Annotated in this window: 14 protein-coding genes; 1 reads left to right on the forward strand and 13 read right to left on the reverse strand. The window is 66.5% G+C overall.

The window, feature by feature from the left end:
* Positions 1-84: 84 nt before the first annotated feature.
* From AC1DEM_RS03905 to AC1DEM_RS03930, 6 genes are all read right to left on the reverse strand, one after another.
* Entirely contained in the window at positions 85-1,620 is a 1,536-nt protein-coding gene (locus tag AC1DEM_RS03905) for a glycoside hydrolase family 32 protein (protein ID WP_476883207.1), read from the reverse strand.
* 34 nt (positions 1,621-1,654) lie between these two features.
* Positions 1,655-2,497 (reverse strand): carbohydrate ABC transporter permease, encoded by an 843-nt coding sequence (locus AC1DEM_RS03910; protein ID WP_476883240.1) that lies wholly within the window; start codon positions 2,495-2,497, stop codon positions 1,655-1,657.
* Positions 2,498-2,543: 46 nt separating this feature from the next.
* The gene (locus AC1DEM_RS03915; protein WP_476883208.1) at positions 2,544-3,503 is read right to left on the reverse strand and encodes a carbohydrate ABC transporter permease; all 960 of its coding nucleotides are present in this window, start codon (positions 3,501-3,503) and stop codon (positions 2,544-2,546) included.
* 84 nt (positions 3,504-3,587) lie between these two features.
* Positions 3,588-4,883, reverse strand: a complete 1,296-nt coding sequence (locus AC1DEM_RS03920; protein WP_476883209.1) for a sugar ABC transporter substrate-binding protein — start codon at positions 4,881-4,883, stop codon at positions 3,588-3,590.
* 154 nt (positions 4,884-5,037) lie between these two features.
* Complete coding sequence (locus tag AC1DEM_RS03925) at positions 5,038-6,060, reverse strand: LacI family DNA-binding transcriptional regulator (protein WP_476883210.1); 1,023 nt, start codon at positions 6,058-6,060, stop codon at positions 5,038-5,040.
* A gap of 170 nt (positions 6,061-6,230) precedes the next feature.
* Positions 6,231-6,692, reverse strand: a complete 462-nt coding sequence (locus tag AC1DEM_RS03930) for a hypothetical protein (RefSeq protein WP_476883211.1) — start codon at positions 6,690-6,692, stop codon at positions 6,231-6,233.
* 491 nt (positions 6,693-7,183) lie between these two features.
* Here AC1DEM_RS03930 and AC1DEM_RS03935 point away from each other — a divergent pair, with 491 nt between their 5' ends.
* Positions 7,184-8,002, forward strand: a complete 819-nt coding sequence (locus AC1DEM_RS03935; protein WP_476883212.1) for a GAF domain-containing protein — start codon at positions 7,184-7,186, stop codon at positions 8,000-8,002.
* A 58-nt stretch (positions 8,003-8,060) separates the two neighbouring features.
* Here the strand turns inward: AC1DEM_RS03935 and AC1DEM_RS03940 are convergent, their stop codons facing one another.
* From AC1DEM_RS03940 to AC1DEM_RS03970, 7 genes are all read right to left on the reverse strand, one after another.
* Positions 8,061-8,654 (reverse strand): NADPH-dependent FMN reductase, encoded by a 594-nt coding sequence (locus AC1DEM_RS03940; RefSeq protein WP_476883213.1) that lies wholly within the window; start codon positions 8,652-8,654, stop codon positions 8,061-8,063.
* A 102-nt stretch (positions 8,655-8,756) separates the two neighbouring features.
* Positions 8,757-10,025, reverse strand: coding sequence for an N-acetylglucosamine-6-phosphate deacetylase (locus AC1DEM_RS03945; protein ID WP_476883214.1), 1,269 nt, complete (start codon positions 10,023-10,025; stop codon positions 8,757-8,759).
* 92 nt (positions 10,026-10,117) lie between these two features.
* The gene (gene purU, locus AC1DEM_RS03950) at positions 10,118-10,993 is read right to left on the reverse strand and encodes a formyltetrahydrofolate deformylase (RefSeq protein WP_476883215.1); all 876 of its coding nucleotides are present in this window, start codon (positions 10,991-10,993) and stop codon (positions 10,118-10,120) included.
* 2 nt (positions 10,994-10,995) lie between these two features.
* Positions 10,996-12,411 (reverse strand): L-serine ammonia-lyase, encoded by a 1,416-nt coding sequence (locus AC1DEM_RS03955; RefSeq protein WP_476883216.1) that lies wholly within the window; start codon positions 12,409-12,411, stop codon positions 10,996-10,998.
* Positions 12,411-13,046: a sarcosine oxidase subunit gamma gene (locus tag AC1DEM_RS03960; protein WP_476883217.1), complete on the reverse strand. Its 636-nt coding sequence runs from the start codon at positions 13,044-13,046 to the stop codon at positions 12,411-12,413. Before AC1DEM_RS03960 ends, AC1DEM_RS03955 begins: the two co-directional genes overlap by 1 nt.
* Positions 13,039-15,993 (reverse strand): 2Fe-2S iron-sulfur cluster-binding protein, encoded by a 2,955-nt coding sequence (locus tag AC1DEM_RS03965; protein WP_476883218.1) that lies wholly within the window; start codon positions 15,991-15,993, stop codon positions 13,039-13,041. Before AC1DEM_RS03965 ends, AC1DEM_RS03960 begins: the two co-directional genes overlap by 8 nt.
* The gene (locus AC1DEM_RS03970; protein ID WP_476883219.1) at positions 15,990-16,319 is read right to left on the reverse strand and encodes a sarcosine oxidase subunit delta; all 330 of its coding nucleotides are present in this window, start codon (positions 16,317-16,319) and stop codon (positions 15,990-15,992) included. The genes AC1DEM_RS03965 and AC1DEM_RS03970 overlap by 4 nt, the downstream gene beginning before the upstream one ends.
* Positions 16,320-16,343: the final 24 nt, after the last annotated feature.

Genomic DNA, 16,343 nt, shown 5'->3' on the forward strand with positions numbered 1-16,343 from the left:
TGTCCGGAACAGATTCGGGAACTGTATCGGTCGGCAGGGGTCAGAGTCGATGGTGTTCGGAACTACTGCGCGCCCGCGCCGGCGTCAGCCGACGACGGCGAGACTCGCCAGGGTGCCGCCGTCGCCTTCTGCCAGCAGCCCGACGGCGTTGCCGGAGTGTGCCGGAAAAACCAGATCCGTGACGGTCGCCAGGCCGTCCTGCGCGAAGACCTCGACGGAGCAGCGGTCCAGGAAGACCCGGATCCGTAACCGGCCGTCCTCCAACGGCACGGCAACGCGCTCTACCGACGCGAATGCCTCGTGGAACCCCACGTTGCCGGATTCGGTCCTGTCCAGGCTGAGCTCCGCCGTGAGGCAGTCGTATGCCAGGACAGTGCGCTCTCCGGCTCCGGGCCCGGAACCGGATGCACCGCCGGATTCGCTGCCGGCCCTGAGCACGAGACCTACCCTGCGGGCAGCGCCCGGCTCGAATTCGGCATCGATCCTCAGCACGTCACCGCGGGCCCCGGCTGGAAGCCAGGTCACCCCGTCCGCCAACGGCTGCCGGTCCAGGGCGAACAGCTCTGTACCGTGGTGGTCGAACGGGTCCACCGCCGCCTGCACCAGCAAGGGGCGGCCGCCGCGGGACACCAGCCTGACTTCGCGGACCAGGGACATCGCGCTGCGCCAGCCCTCTGAGGGTGTTGCGGCGGCGTACTGCCAGTTGTTCATCCAGCCGATCATGAGCCGCCGGCCGTCCGGAACATTGCTGAAGGATACGGCCGCGTAGTAGTCCCGCCCCCAGTCCAGCCATCCGTACTCGGCCATCCGGCTGTCGTCGGCCTGCACGCCTTCGGTGACGGTGGTTTCGGAACGGAACGTCACGCCGTCGAACGTTCCAATGAAGTACTGGCCGCCTGAACCGCCGGCGATACCGCCGGGGCTCAGGTTTACCACCATGACCCACCGGGTGTTTGAGGCATCGCCGTCCACCGGCAGTTCAAACAGGTCCGGGCACTCCCATACCCCTCCCGTTGCGTTCGCTGGGCCGAACGTGCTCAGGTACTCCCAGGACAACAGGTCCGCAGACTTGTAGAGAACCACTTCGTGGTGGAGTGCCTCGACGGCGACCATCACCCAGTAGCCGCCGGCGCCGCCGTTGTACCAAAAGACTTTGGGGTCCCGGAAGTCCGGGGACAGCCGGTCAAGCACGGGGTTCCCGGCGTACTTGGTCCAGGTGGCGCCCTCGTCCGTGCTGTAGGCGAGGGACTGTGCCTGCCGTCCCGCGAGCGGCGACGCGGGCGAATACGCGCTGGTGTAGATGGCCACAAGGGGCGGTACTGTTCCTACGCCGAAACCGCTGGTGTTTTGGACATCCACCACTGCGGAGCCGGAAAAGATGGCCTCCTGCTCATCGCACTCGATGGCAACGGGTTGCTCCTCCCAGTGCTGCAAGTCTGTGGAAGTGGCGTGGCCCCAGGACATGTTGCCCCACTCAGTGCCGTGCGGGTTGTGCTGGTAGAAGAGGTGGTAGATGCCGTTGGAGTAGACCAGCCCGTTGGGGTCGTTGAGCCAGTTGCGCTCCGCGGAGTAGTGCCACTTGGGCCGGTACTGGCAGTCGAGATCGGTGATTGTTTTCATGAGGGTGTTGTGGGCTTTCGCGTGAGGAGGCCGGTCAGCCCTTGACGCCGCTGGAGGCGATGCTGTTGATGAAGGAACGCTGGAACGCGACGAACAGGACCACCACGGGAATGGTGATGAGTGATGCGTAAGCCATCACCTCGCCCCAGGAGACGTTGAGCTGGAAGAAGTACTGGATGCCAATCATCACCGGGCGGAGCTCCTCGGACTGGACCACCATGAGCGGCCACAGGTACGAGTTCCAGGCGGGGAGGAAGGTCAGAATGGCAACGGTGGCGGTGGCCGGTCCCGCAAGGGGCATAACCACTCGGCGGTAGATGCTGAACCAGCCGGCGCCATCGATCCGGGCCGCCTCGTCCAGTTCCTTCGGAATGGACTCGAAGTACTGGTGGTAGAGGTAGATGGAGAACGCGTTGGCGATGAAGGGGATGATCTGGACCTGGTAGGTGTCCAGCCAGCCCTTCGAGATCTCTAGGCTGAAGCCGTTGAGCTCAAAGTACGGCAGCTGGTTGACCCACCACACCAGCGGCAGTGCCAGCGTCTGAAAGGGCACGATGAGGGTGGCGAGGATCGCGGTGAATACCACGCGCTTGCCGCGAACTTCCATGCGGGACAGGGCAAACGCGCAGAGGCTGTTGATGAAGATGCCGAGCACCACCGTCACGGCGGAAATGCCGATGGAGTTGATGAGGAATCGGGCGGCCGGGACCCGGTCGAACACTGCGGTGTAGTTGTCCAGGGAGATGTTTCCGATCGGCAGGAAGGCTGCCACGGAGGACATGTCGCCGAAGATCTGCTGGTCCGGCTTGAGGGAGGACACCATCATGAACACGATGGGGAAGGCGGCGACGGCAGCGAACAGGATGCGTACCGCCATGGTCGCTGCGCTGCTGAGACCCTTTGAATGGAGCGTCTGTTTCACGTCAGTCCTTCTCTCGGGTCAGGTAGCGCTGCACTGCGGAGATCAGCAGCACGAGGACGAAGAATACGAGCGAGATGGCCGAGGCATAGGACGTTTCCTGCTGCTTGAAGCCGGAGCGGACCGCCTCGTAGATGATGGTGGTGGTGGAATCGAGGGGGCCGCCCTGGGTCATGACGCTGACCTGGTCGAAGAGCCCGAGCGCCTGGATGGTGATGGTCACCAGGACCAGGGTGCGGGTGTGTCTGAGTCCGGGCCAGGTCACGTAACGGAACTGATGCCAGCGGCTGGCCCCGTCGAGTTGGGCGGCCTCGTACAGTTCGCCGGAGATGCTCTGCAGGCCTGCGAGCCAGATGATCATGTGGAACCCTGCGGCCTGCCAAATGGACAGGGCGATGATGGCCGGCATGGCAGTGGCGGGATCGTTGAGCCAGTCCGGGCCGTTGATCAGGCCGAAGCTGGCCGCCGACAGCATCTCGTTGATCAGGCCGTCCTTGCGGTACATGAACAGCCACAGCAGGGACACCACCACCATGGACGTCACCACGGGAAGGAAGTAGAGGGTGCGGAAGAAGTTCACGCCGCGGAACTTCTTGTTGATCAGGAGGGCCATCGCCAGGGCGATGCCGGACTGGACGGGCACCACCACGACGGCAAAATAGCTGACGTTCAGCAGCGACCGCCAAAACGTGGGATCCGCGAAGAGCCGCGCGAAGTTGTCGGTTCCGACGAACTCTACGGGCCGCGGGGACACCAGCCGGGCGTTGGTAAACGCCAGGCCGAAGCCCAGGATTGCCGGGAGGAAGACGAAGGCGAGCAGGAGGACCGCGGCCGGGGCGATCATTCCCCACCCGCTGATCTGTTCGCGCAGGTGGCGCGTCCGGCGGCGCGGTTTGTTGGGCGGTGCGGCCGGGGCCGGATCCGCCAGACGGCGGCCGGTGGAGGGAAGCTGGGTGGTTGTCATGGGTTTCTCCGTCGACAGTCAGGGCCGGGGGTACTTTCGACGGCGGCGGTTGCGCACCGCCGTCGTCGTACCGCTGGCAGCCGGCTAGTTCTTGTAGCCGCCGTTGGACTTGATGTTGGCGTCGATGGCCTTGACCGACTTGTCCAGTGCCGTCTTGGGGTCGGCGCCGGCGAGGATGTCCTGAACAGCCTTGCCGTATTCGGTGGCGATGAAAGGGTAGGCGGGGGTTTCAGGACGCATCACCGCGTAGTTGCGGGACAGTTCCATGAAGATCCGGTTGGTGCCGCCCTTGGCATATTCGGGGAGGAGCGCGGCGGCTTCGTCGGTGGCCGGGATGGTACCCGTCGCCTTCGCCACTGCGGCCAGGTTTTCCGGCTTGAGTGAGTAGGAGAGATAGTCCATGGCTGCCGCGGAGTTGCCGCAGCCGCTGGTCACGCCCCACTGCCAGGAGGCGCCGCCGATCTTGGGGCCGTTCCCGAGGTCCACCGACGGCATGACCACGAGGTCCGCGCCCACCGCAGCGCGTGCCTTGTCGGCAGCCCAGGAGCCGGTGTAGAGAATGCCGCTCTTGTTGTTCAGGAAGTCCTGGGTGGAGTCCTTGCCGCTCTTCTTAGCCATGAATCCCTGGTCGGCAAGGCCGCGGAACCACTGGGCCCATTCGACGGCCTTGTCGCCATTGAGGGCGCCGTCTGCGGACTGGAACCCGTCGCGGTTGATCAGGTCGCCGCCGAAGGACTGCAGGAACGGTGAGTAGGCGTAGGGCAACCATTCGCCGGTTCCGGCGGTCCCCATGTCCAGCGGGTATTCCCACTTGCCCAGTGCCTTGAGCTTGGTCAGCGCGTCTTGGAACTCGTCCTTGGTCCACGGCTTCTCGACGGTGGCGACGCGGACACCCGCCGCCTTGAGGTCGGAAGCGCGTGCGAGCATGGCCAGGGCGACGTCATAGGTGCCCACGGCGTAGGTTTCACCCTCCCACTTGGCCACCGTACTCGGCAGATTTTTGGAAACATCGGTCTCGAGCTTCAGCGGTGTCAGGTACTTCGCCCAGGCCCAGTTGGGGACGTTGGGGCCGTCGATGTCAACGATGCAGGGGAGCTTTCCGGAGGCCGCGGCCGAGACTACAGAGTCGTTGTAGGAGTCCTGCGGGAACGCCTGGACCTTGATCTTGGCCTTGGCGCCGGCGCTCTTGTTGTAGGAGTCCACAATGTTTTCAATTGCGGCCAGCTCTTCGGGGTTGCCTGCGTTGTGGGTCCACATGGTGATCTCGTTGGAGCCCTCGGACGAGGCGGAGGCGCTGCCTTTTCCGCAGGCGCCCAGGGTACCGATGAGTGCCGCCGCGGCTACACTGGTGGCTAGGATCCGGGTGAATCGCTTGTTCATGGTCAATCTTTCTGCCGATTTTTTGCATGGGGGATTGTCCCGGGTCCGGCGGGACGCGGCCGGTGCAACGGCTGCGTCCCTTTTTGTGCGGCCCGGGCGGTGGAACGGTTTGGTGATGGCTGTTTGTCGCCGTCGGTCTGTTGCCGGCGATCAGCTAACCTGCCGGCGGGCCGAGGGACCCCCGCTCAATCAGGGGGCACTCCAGTTGCGTCTGGGCTGCCGGTACGCCGGGATTTTCAATGTCGTCCAGGATTCGGTTGACCGCCCACCTGCCCATTTGGTAGTGGGGGAGGGCGACGGTAGTGAGTCCCGGCCACAGGGCGTCTGCGATGATTTCGAGATTGTCGATCCCCACAATGGAGACGTCCTCCGGAATGCGCAGTCCCAATGCAGTGGCCGCTTGGTAGGCGCCCATGGCAACCCTGTCACTGAAGCAGAACAGGGCCGTGGGGCGGTCGGGCTGACCGAGAAGGCCCAGCCCGGCCTCGCGGCCTCCCGGGGTTCCGGCCGGACCGATCACGAAATGGCGGGGGTCGTGCTCCAGGCCGTGCCGCCGGAGAGCGTTGAGGAAACCCTCCCTGCGGCCGTGCGTAGCGGGGATGTCGTCCATGTTGTTGATCATCCCGATCCGGGTGTGGCCCGCCTGGATGATTGCTTCAACAGCAGTTTCGGCAGCGCCCACCTCGTCGGGGATAACCGACGAAATGGACCTGTCGCCGGTGACGGCGTCCAACAGCACGGTGGGAAGGCCCTCCAGTTCCGCCGGCACCTGGACACTTTGGTGGTACATCCGGGCATAGACCACCCCATCCACCTGATGCTGCCGGAGCATGTTGATTTCACGGTTCTCGAGCTCGCTGTCCAGGCCCGAATTGACCACCATCACCACATAGCCGCGGTCGTAGGCCGCGTCCTGCGCCCCGCGGATCATGGCTCCTGCAAAGGGAGTGGTGGTGATTTCGTCACTGACCAGGCCAAGGATTTGGGAGCGCTGGTTGCGCAGTCCGCTGGCCATTTTATTCGGGGCATACCCAAGATCCCTGGCCACGTCCCGCACGTGCTGCTGCGTTGCTGCCTTCACCCGGAAACTCGTGGCGTCATTGAGGGCATGCGACACAGTGGTGACTGAGACCCCGGCGGCCTTGGCCACATCCCTTATTCCCACTCTTGTCGTCATTGACTTCCCTTTGCAAAACGTTTTGTTTCTGGTGTGAGCTACGCTACACAAAACGTTTTGCACTTGTCAATCAAAGTAGTGAACGCAAATGAACGACGGCGGGAGTTCCCGCCGTCGTTCATTTGCTTATTCCGCTGCGCTGGTCCTTCAGCGACACTACAAAGGCCGTACTAGCACTTGACCTCGGTCCGGAGGTCGCGGACCGCGGCCTCAACGTTCGAAGCTTCGTCCCGGAGGGAATCAGCTGCCTGCTTCAAGGTGGCGTCGTTAGGCACCGCGGCGACTGCGGCGTTGAACTTGGCTTCGGCGGACTTAACGGCCTCCGCCCGCTGTTGGGCGAGGTTCTCGCTTGCCTTGGCCAGCTCTTCATAGGTCTTAGCGACCTGCTCTTGGGCCGCGCGGACCTGCTCGATCGTGGCGTCCGGCTTCAGCGTGTCCTTGAAATTTTTCAGAGCGGCGGCATGGGCATCGGCGGCAGCGCAGACCGCCGACATGCTCGCGGGCGGGCTCGAGATGGTCGCCGTAGGGCTTAAAGTGGCGGCCGGCGGGCTGCTTGGGCTGCACCCGGTGAGCAGAGCGACGGCGGCTCCGAGCGCGATGGATCCCACGAGGATTGCGTGCGGTCTCGACATTGGAAGCTCCTATCCCAGGTGGGCTGGCCCCCGAGCATCGGGCATCGGCGGGCATCTCCATCGTCTGCCTGTACGCCGGCACGGACCTCATCCGCCGGGGGTGAAATGGGTGGAAATCCAAGGCCAGCCTGGACGGGCCAAATGGCTCTTTTGGGACGGGGGGAACGCGGGTATAAATGGTTGTGCCACGGCGGACGGGTCCTCCGCGACTGGTGTTGAAGCCGGGGCGGGCGGTCCAGGGAGGGACGTTGGAACCTCCCTGGGCCGCCGCGGGGGCTGGTGCGGTTCGCCGCCGTGACCGGAACGGCTGACCGGAACAAGTTCACCGGGACAGGCTCACGGGAACAGCCCACCGGAACGCGCCGGGACCCCGCGTTATTCGGCAGGGTCTCCGGCCTTGACAGATGGTTGGCGCGGCGGTGTCCGGCCGGACGTATGCTGTTTTCATCGGTTCAGCAGTGAGCTGCGTGCTTTGATCTCGAGCGTGGAACATGACCCAAGGAACTGCAAGAGACGGCCGACCGGATCGTCAGGCCTCCTTCTGGGAGCTGCACTTCAACGATCCGGATGTCGGCGCCTTCCTCAGCGAGGCCATGAGCGAGTTTGTCGACGACCTCGGCGGGCCCGGCCGCGGGATCAGCTGGGCAATCACCTTGCTCGGGTCCGCAGAGGCCCTCACCCTGACCGCGGGCAGTGCACCCGCGCGGGCCGCGGATGAGGCGCAGCGATCCTTCGACGACGGGCCTGCCCGCACCGCCGCTCGCAGCGGTGAATTTGTGTTTGTGGGCGACACATCCCTCGAGCGGCGCTGGCCGGGGTACGCCGCCGCAGCAGCAGCCTTTGGAGTCCAGTCCCTCGTGTCCGTTCCGCTGAGCCCACCATCGGTATTTCAGGCCGCGGTGAACTTGTACGCGCCCTGGCCGCACGTGTTCACCAGCGCAGACATCACCGCAGCGGCTCGGCTGGCCCGCCACCTGTCGCGGGCATTGCGTTTGGTCCAGCAGCTGTCGCTGAGGTCCGGGAGCAGCGCCGATCTCTCCTCGGCGCAGCTCTCCCGGGCGCTGGCCGGCCTGGCATTGCGGACGCTGGTGCGGGAGTACGGACTCAGTGAAGAGGGAGCGCTTGACTACCTTCGGGGCGTCGCGGGCGGAGCTACGCGGGAAACGGCCGGCGGCACGGTCCATGTCCTCGTGCCCGATTCCGTTCAAGTCCAGAAAGAACCTCAGTCCAGCACCTATGCCGCGGCACCGCACGGTGTGGACACGCCTCCCGTCCGTCGGCGGCGGCGCAGAACGGAGACCCCGGCTTAGCCGGACGTCGGAAAAGGCTCAGCTGGCCCCGGTAAAACGCGTTCCGCCAAGGCAGTAGTTAGGCAGCGCTGGCGTCTTCTCTTCCGTGGGTTTGGTCCGGGCGGAGGATCTTCAGCGCGCCGGCCCAGGCGATCACTTGGTCAAACACGGTCTGCAGGTTCTGCTCCGCGGCCTCTGTAGGAACGAAGGCGCGGTAGTTCACGAATTCTGTGGCCAAGGGCAGGGCGACCTGGGCCCGGACGTCCGCCATCTGCAACTCTGCGGCAACTCCGCGGAAGTGTTCCACGGCGCGGATGCCGCCGCTGCTTCCGTAGCTGACAAACCCGGCAGCTTTGTTGTTCCACTCCTTGTAGAGGTAGTCCACGGCGTTTTTCAGCGCCCCGGGAATGGAGTGGTTGTACTCGCCCGTGACGAAGATGTAGCCGTCGAATCCGTCAACAGCTTCGGACCAGGCCTTGGTGTGCCCGAGGCTGTACCGGCCCAGGGACGGCGGCAGCGGCTCGTCGAGAAGCGGCAGATCGAAGTCGGCGACGTCGAGGACGTCAAAGCGGGCATCGCCGCGTTCTGACGCCCGGGAATGGACCCAGTCGGCGACGGCCTTTCCGAGGCGGCCGGGCCGGGTGCTCCCGAGCACGATCGCGATGCGGATCATGGCGGGCTCCTTCCGGAAGTTATTTCTACCCACAATCAGAACAACAAACAAGACGGCTCGAAACTTCCGCAGTCGCCGCCGGTGCGCCACGGGATCAGGGTGCTAATGCGCGGCGTGCCGGTGTCCCGGCAGGATGCGTCCGCCGCGCAAAACGGCCACGAGTTCGAAGCCCGGGTCAACGGCGATGACGTCGGCGCGCATTCCGGTCCGGAGGCCACCGATCTCGGTTTCCAAGCCCAGAACGCGGGCCGGGACCAGGGTGGCGGACATGACGGCATCGGCGGGGCTCACGCCCGCTGCGATGGTGGCGCGGACAACCTCCAGCAGGGTCGCCGTGCCCCCGGCAAGGGCGCCGTTGCGCCCCAGGGTGGCCACGCCGTCGTGCACCACAACATCCGAGCTGCCCAATTCGTAGGTGCCGTCGGACAGCCCCGTTGCCGCCATGGAGTCTGTCACCAGCGCGATGCCCTCGGCTCCGACCAGGTCAAACACCATCCGGACCGTCTCCGGGTCGAGGTGGACGCCGTCGCCGACGAGTTCGACCACCGCTGTGCCGGCGGCCGCCAGTCGCAGGCACGCGGCGACGGGTCCGGGACTGCGGTGGTGCAGGGGAGGCATGCCGTTGAACAGATGGGTCACCGTGGGCCGGGCCCGCGGCCCGAAGGCCCCTCCGGCCGAGGCACTGCCCATAAGCACCGCGGCCTCCGCCAGGGAGGCGGCCGCCACGCGGGCATCGGCATTGGTGTGGCCCAGCGAGGGGGTGACGCCGTGGTCCGTGAGAATCCGGACCAGGTCACTGGCGCCGGGCAGTTCGGGGGCATAAGTCATGGTCCGCAAGGTCCCGCCGGCGGCCGCCAGCAGGCGCCGGAGCAGTTCAGGATCGGGGTCCCGGAGCCAGCGGGGGTCCTGCGCGCCGCAGCGGGCCGAGGAGAGGAAGGGCCCCTCGGAATGGACCCCTGCGATCAGTCCCTCAGCCGCCAGGAACTTGAGCACGCCCAGCGACCGCACCAGCTCAGCGCCCGGGGCCGTAACCAGGCTGGCCAGCAGGGTGGTGGTCCCGTTGCGGTGCAGGAAGTCCACCGCCTCCCGGCAGTCCCGGTCCTCCCCGGTTGGGAATCCGCCGCCCGCGGCGCCATGGCAGTGGAGGTCAACAAGCCCGGGAAGCAGTGAACTGCCGTCCGGCAGCGGGAGCTCCTCCACCCCCGGGAACTGCCTGGCGTCAAAGCCGCCGCCAGGTCCCGCGTAGGCGATCCGGCCGTCTTTCACCGCCACCACGGAGTCCTGGCCGGCAGTACCGTCGCTGAGGAGGGTGCCCCGCAGGAGGTAGGCGGGAGCGGCAGCGGCGTCACGGTCCTCGAGGGTAAGGGGCATGGTGCTGGTTTCTGTCTGGCGGGGCGGTAGCGGGCGGGTACAGCTAGTTGAAGACTAGCGTGACAGCTCCCGGAGCCACCGCCGTGCCGAACCTAACGCAGCACCACTGTCCTGTTGCCTTGGAGGATGACGCGTCCCTCGCAGTGCCAGCGGACGGCGTTGGAGAGTGCCTTGCACTCGGTATCGCGTCCGGCAGCCACGAGATCGTCCGGGCCGAAGGTATGGTCCACCTCCACCACTTGCTGGGAGATGATCGGCCCTTCGTCCAGCTCCGCGTTGACATAGTGGGCGGTGGCACCGACCGTCTTCACGCCCCGGGCATGCGCCTGGTGGTACGGTTTCGCGCCCTTGAAGCTGGGCAGGAAGGAGTGGTGGATGTTGATGGCGCGGCCGTCCAGCTGGCGGGTGAGGTTGTCGCTGAGGACCTGCATGTAGCGGGCCAGGACCACCAGTTCCACGTCCATGCGGTCGATCAGTTCCAGGAGCCGCTGTTCGGCCGCAGGCTTGGTGTCCGGGGTGACCGGCACGTGGAAGAAGGGGATGCCGTGCCATTCAACCGTCCGCCGGTGATCGGGATGGTTGGACACGACGCCGACGATCTCGATGGGCAGTTCACCGGTGCGTGCCCGGTAGAGCAGATCGTTGAGGCAGTGCTCGAATTTCGAGACCATGATCAGGACCCGCCGTTTGGTCCCGTGCCGCCGCAGCTCCCAGCGCATGCCGAACTTTTCGGCGACCGGCACAAACGCGTTCCGGAGCAAATCCTGCGTGGCGTGGTCCCCGGCCGAGGCGAAATGGAGCCGCATGAAGAAGTGGCCGTCCAGCATCGAATCGAATTGCTTGCTTTCCAGGATGTCGCAGCCCTGATCCAGCAGGAAGCCGGAAACGGCGTGGACTATCCCGCGCGTTTCCGGGCAGTCCAGGGTCAGGACGTGCTCCACAGTGTCGGGTGTCTGGTTCGCGGCCATGGTCAGCACTCCACGACGTTCACGGCGAGGCCCCCGCGGGAGGTTTCCTTGTACTTGGTTTTCATGTCAGCTCCTGTTTCGCGCATGGTCTTGATTGCTTTGTCCAGCGAGACTTTGTGGCTGCCGTCGCCGTGGAGGCACAGGCGGGCGGCGTTGATGGCTTTGACGCTGGCGATGGCGTTGCGTTCGATGCAGGGGATCTGCACGAGCCCGCCGACGGGGTCGCAGGTCAGCCCAAGGTTGTGTTCGATTCCGACTTCGGCGGCGTTTTCCACCTGTTCCGGGGTGCCGCCCAGGACTTCGCAGAGTCCGGCCGCCGCCATGGAACAGGCCGATCCGACTTCGCCCTGGCAGCCCACCTCTGCCCCGGAGATGGAGGCATTGATCTTGAAGAGGATCCCGACGGCAGCCGCTGTGAGGAGGAAGCGGATAACGCCGTCGTCGTCGGCTCCGGGGACGAACTTGACGTAGTAGTGCAGCACGGCCGGCACAATGCCTGCAGCGCCGTTGGTGGGAGCAGTGACAATCCGGCCCCCCGCGGCGTTTTCCTCGTTGACGGCCAGCGCGAAGAGGTTCACCCATTCCATGGCGAGCAGCGGATCAGCCGGCACCTGGACGAGCGAAGGGTTCCGGGCATCCGCCTCGGCGCTGACGGCGGATGCTGCCAGTGTCCGAAACAACGACGGGGCGCGCCGTTTGACGTTCAACCCGCCGGGCAGGATGCCCTCGGCAGCGCAGCCATTGTCCACGCACTCGCGCATGACCGCCCACAGGGCCAACAGCTTCTCCCGGAGTTCGGCTTCGCTGCGCCAGACGAGTTCGTTGGCCAGCATGACGTCGGAGATGGACATATTCTTACGGCGGCATATATTGAGGAGCTCGTCGGCTGTTGTGAACGGGTAGGGCAGGACCGTATCGTCTGCCACCACGTGGTCAGCGCCTCGGGCCGTGCCGTCGACGACGAAGCCGCCGCCGATCGAGTAGTAGCTGCGCTCCTTCAGTACTGTTCCGGCATGGTCCAGTGCCCGGAAGGTCATGCCGTTGGGATGGGCCGGAAGGGATTTGCGGCGGTGCAGGATTAGGTCCTCGTCCCAGTTGAAGTCGACCCGGTGGTCCCCGCCGATCCGGAGTTCGGCGTCCAGGGCCGCGGCTGCCACCTGGTCATCTGCGGTGCCCGTGTCCACGCTCTCGGGGTCCTGGCCCTGGAGCCCCAGGACCACGGCCTTGTCCGAACCGTGGCCCCGGCCGGTGGCGCCGAGGGAACCGAACAGCTCGGCCTGCACCCTGGTGGTAGAGCTCAGCTGCCCGTCGCTTTTTAGCCCGTCCGCGAACCGCTTGGCCGCCCGCATCGGGCCGACCGTGTGGGAAGACGACGGCCCGATGCCAACGGAAAACAGGTCCAGGACGCTAAGCGCCATCAGGGGACCTCGGTGGACGCATATTCGCGCATGGCATCAAGGAGCCAGCGGCCCAGGAACTCCGCAAACGATGCCCGCGGGAAGATCCGGTAGGTCTGGTCCGCGGTCTTCCACAAAATGGCGGGGATGCCGCCGATTTCCGTGGACAGCGCCGTCCCGGTCTTGAAGACCCGGGGGTGCAGGTCCAGCGCGCAGCCTTTCTCCAAGACGGCACGGGCGCGGGGGCCGGAGAGTTCGAGCGTGGTGCGGTTGGCGGACAGGTCCACCACCTGGCCCTGGCCGTCCGCCAGTGCCGTGATGAGCCCCCGGGGGAGCTCGCCGCCCAGGCTTTCGTGGGATTCCGCGGGGGCCACGAGCAGGAATTCTGCCGGGCCCAGCCACAGCACCGCGGTGTCGCCGTTGCCGCCGACTTCCCCCGACGCGGAGGGCAGGCCTCCGGCCACGGCCCCCAGGCGCTCCCCGGCCTCGCCGGCAGGATCGACCCGGAGCCCCGCCATGGTCAGAAACGGCACCTCGCGCAGCTCCACGGTGCCCGCCACGGACCCCGCTTCAAATGCTGTCCACAGGAGCGAGGCCGGACTGGTCCGGAGGGTCTGGATCTTCTTGGAATTTTCGAGTGCTGCAGTGTCAGCCATCTTTGCGGGTCCCTTCAGAGTCAAAAAGTACGGTTTCTGCGACGACGACGTCCACCAGCTGGTCGCCGGCGGCGGCCACCAGGGTTTCGCCGATGCGGTTGCGGCCGTTCTTGATCAGGGCCAGGGCGAATGACCGGCCCAGCGCCGCACTGTGGTAGCTCGAGGTCACGAACCCCTGCATGGGCACGGGCCCGTAGGCGGGGTTGACCGTGATGCCCTGCTCCACCAGCTGGGTGCCCTCGGGGAGCCGGATGCTGCCGTCCACGGGGAGGACGCTGACCAGATGCTTGCGGTCGGCGCGGCCGGCGTCCTTGCGGGCGTACGAGCGTTTGCCGATGAAGTCCTTGACCTTGGACACCACCCATTCCATGCCGGCGTCCTGCGGGGTCACGGTCCCGTCGGTGTCCTGGCCGACGATCGGGTATCCCTTCTCCGCACGCAGCACGTGCATGGTCTCGGTGCCGTACGGGGTGATGTTGAACTCCGCGCCCGCTGCCTCCACGGCTTCCCAGGTGCTCAGCCCGTACCAGGACGGGACGTTGATTTCGTAGGCCAGCTCACCGGAGAACGAGATCCGGCAGACCCGGGCCTGGACACCGGAGGCCAGGGTGGTCTCCCGGAACGTCATGAACGGGAAAGCCTCGGCGTCCAGACCGCCGTCGGCTGCCAGTTCCGGAGCCACTTTGGCGAGAACGGCGCGGGATTTCGGTCCGACGACGGCAATGGTGGACCACTGCTCCGTGACTGAGGTGCAGTGCACGTCCAGCTCCGGCCACTCGGTCTGCAGCCATTCCTCCAGCCAGTCCAGGACCTTCGCTGCACCGCCGGTGGTGGTGGTCATGAAGAACCGGTCCTCGTCCAGGCGGAGCGTGACGCCGTCGTCGAAGATCATCCCGTCCGGGGTGCACATGACGCCGTAGCGGGCCGAGCCGGGGGCCAGTTTCTTGAACGCATTGGTGTAGATGCGGTTCAGGAACTCGCCCGCGTCCTTGCCCCGGATCTCGATCTTGCCCAGGGTGGTGGCGTCCATGAAGCCCACGGACTCCCGGACGGCCGCGCATTCGCGCAGGACCGCGGTGTCCATGTCCTCGCCGTCCTGCGGGTAGTACCAGGGCCGCTTCCACTGGCCGACATCCTCGAACAGCGCGCCCTGGGCGACGTGCCACGGGTGGATCGAGGTGAGCCGGGCAGGGTCGAACAGTTCGCCGCGCTGGCGTCCGGCCAGCGCGGCGAATGCCACGGGGGTGAAGGGGGCGCGGTACGCGGTGGTCCCAATCTCGCCTACCGCAACCGTTTCCCCGCCGCCGTGCTTGAGGGCTGCCGCGATGACGCCGATCGCGTTCACACCGGAGGTCTTGCCCTGATCGTTCGCGGTGCTGATCGAGGTGTAGCGCTTGACGTGTTCCACCGAGCGCATGCCGGCCCCGGTGGAGCGGAGGACGTCGGCCACGGACTGGTCGCGCTGGAAGTCCACGAAGTGGTGGTGCCAGTCCTCCGGGCCGCCCTGTTCGCCGGGGACCAGCCAGAGCTGGCGGGTGGGGGAGGAGGCGCGCGGCGGCGTCGGGGCAGAGGGTGCGACGTCGGAGTCGAAGCCCGCGGCGATGACCGCAGAGGCCCCGGCGGAGATGCCTTCGGCCACGCAGTCGCCCAGGGCGAAACTGCCGCGGCCGGAGCCGGCCACCTGCTGGGTGGGCACCACGCTGTTGGGGACGAAGGCGGCGAGGTCGTCGTCCCAGCGGAGCCTGCCCTGGCGCTGGGAGTGCAGGTGCACCACCGGTGACCAGCCGCCGGAGACGGCGAGCAGGTCGCAGGCGAGTTGTTCGATGCCGGAGGTGAGTTCGCCGGCGTCGTTGATGCTCCGGACGGTGACGCCGAGGAGCCGGCCGTCGCCGGACAGATCAGCGGTGGTGTTGGCGACGGCGCTGCCGATCAGCACCCGCGTTCCGGCCGCGGCGGCTGCCGTGGCCGTTTCGCTCAGCTGCGGACGGGCGTCTACGACGGCTTCGACGGCGATGCCGGCGGCGCGGAGGTCGGCGGCCAGGGCGTAGGCGCTGTCGTTGGTGGTGCTGATGACCACGCGGGAGCCGGCGGCCACGGCGTAGCGGTTGAGGTAGGTGCGGACCGCGGAGGCGAGCATGATCCCGGGGCGGTCGTTGTTTTCGAAGACCAACGGGCGCTCGTGGGCGCCCGGGGCCAGGATGACCTGGGCGGCGCGGATGTGCCAGATCCGCTGGCGGGACACGCCGGGTGCGGCCGGGGCCAGGAGGTGGTCCGTCCGGTTCTGGGCCGCGATGACGTAGTTGGAGTCGTAGGAGCCGAAGGCGCTGGTGCGGTTCAGCACCGTGCACTCGGCCGCGGAGATCAGTTCGGCTTCAACACTGGCCACCCAGTCCAGGGCGGGCTGTCCCTCGATGCTCTCCGCGAGGGAGGGATCGGTGGATCCGGACAGCAGCGAGCCGCCGAGCTCGGGCTGGTCGTCGATGAGGATGACCCGGGCGCCGGCGCGGACGGCCTGCCGCGCTGCGGCCAGGCCCGCAGGGCCTCCGCCCACCACGAGGATGTCGGTGTGGACGTACTTCTTGTCGTACTCGGCGCGGTCCTCGTCCGGGTCCAGCTTTCCCAGTCCGTTGAGGTATTCGGCGTTGAGCCCGTCGATGAGGGACACGGCGGTGGCGGGGAGCATGGATTCGGCCACGTGGCCCGGGAACCGGGCGGCGACCTTGACCAAGGCATTGGACTCCTCCACGCCGGCGGACATGATGCCGCGGGGCCGGTCCTCGTAGAGGGAGTTGCCCGCCTCCAGCCGGCCGTTCGCCAGCAGCGCCGAGGCGAGGGTGTCGCCCGGGTGGCCCGTGTACTCCTGACCATCCAGGGTGAAGCGCCAGGTGACGCTGCGGTCGATGCGTCCGCCGGCGCTAAGGCGCGCGGACTGCGGCTGAGCGCTCATTTGATTGCTCCTTCCGGGGAGACGGGGCTGGTGACGTTCGGGGCTGTGGTTCCCGTGGCGGGGCGGAGCTGGCCCATCGGGTAGACGGCGTGGATGTCGTAGGTGTGCGTGTCGCGGAGCATGTTGAACCATTGCCGGCACCCGGTGCTGTGCAGCCAGCGTTCGGCGAAGGCTCCCTTGGTGTTGTCGCGGTAGAACAGGTACTCGGCCCATTCGCGGTCCGTGAGTTCGGCGGGGTTTTCCGGGTAGGCCACGTGGGCCTGGCCGCCGTAGTGGAATTCGGTCTCGTCGCGGGGACCGCAGTTGGGGCAGGGAATCAAGAGCATGTCCGTACCTCTTTCTAGTGGGCA

The organism is Arthrobacter sp. 05T420 (assembly GCF_056396305.1).

What these genes read in the sequence shown, in the direction of transcription:
- AC1DEM_RS03905 (WP_476883207.1), bottom strand. Translation starts at nt 1,620, where the DNA reads ATGAAAACAATCACCGATCTCGACTGCCAGTACCGGCCCAAGTGGCAC.
- AC1DEM_RS03910 (WP_476883240.1), bottom strand. Translation starts at nt 2,497, where the DNA reads ATGGCGGTACGCATCCTGTTCGCTGCCGTCGCCGCCTTCCCCATCGTG.
- AC1DEM_RS03915 (WP_476883208.1), bottom strand. Translation starts at nt 3,503, where the DNA reads ATGACAACCACCCAGCTTCCCTCCACCGGCCGCCGTCTGGCGGATCCG.
- AC1DEM_RS03920 (WP_476883209.1), bottom strand. Translation starts at nt 4,883, where the DNA reads ATGAACAAGCGATTCACCCGGATCCTAGCCACCAGTGTAGCCGCGGCG.
- AC1DEM_RS03925 (WP_476883210.1), bottom strand. Translation starts at nt 6,060, where the DNA reads ATGACGACAAGAGTGGGAATAAGGGATGTGGCCAAGGCCGCCGGGGTC.
- AC1DEM_RS03930 (WP_476883211.1), bottom strand. Translation starts at nt 6,692, where the DNA reads ATGTCGAGACCGCACGCAATCCTCGTGGGATCCATCGCGCTCGGAGCC.
- AC1DEM_RS03935 (WP_476883212.1), top strand. Translation starts at nt 7,184, where the DNA reads ATGACCCAAGGAACTGCAAGAGACGGCCGACCGGATCGTCAGGCCTCC.
- AC1DEM_RS03940 (WP_476883213.1), bottom strand. Translation starts at nt 8,654, where the DNA reads ATGATCCGCATCGCGATCGTGCTCGGGAGCACCCGGCCCGGCCGCCTC.
- AC1DEM_RS03945 (WP_476883214.1), bottom strand. Translation starts at nt 10,025, where the DNA reads ATGCCCCTTACCCTCGAGGACCGTGACGCCGCTGCCGCTCCCGCCTAC.
- purU (WP_476883215.1), bottom strand. Translation starts at nt 10,993, where the DNA reads ATGGCCGCGAACCAGACACCCGACACTGTGGAGCACGTCCTGACCCTG.
- AC1DEM_RS03955 (WP_476883216.1), bottom strand. Translation starts at nt 12,411, where the DNA reads ATGGCGCTTAGCGTCCTGGACCTGTTTTCCGTTGGCATCGGGCCGTCG.
- AC1DEM_RS03960 (WP_476883217.1), bottom strand. Translation starts at nt 13,046, where the DNA reads ATGGCTGACACTGCAGCACTCGAAAATTCCAAGAAGATCCAGACCCTC.
- AC1DEM_RS03965 (WP_476883218.1), bottom strand. Translation starts at nt 15,993, where the DNA reads ATGAGCGCTCAGCCGCAGTCCGCGCGCCTTAGCGCCGGCGGACGCATC.
- AC1DEM_RS03970 (WP_476883219.1), bottom strand. Translation starts at nt 16,319, where the DNA reads ATGCTCTTGATTCCCTGCCCCAACTGCGGTCCCCGCGACGAGACCGAA.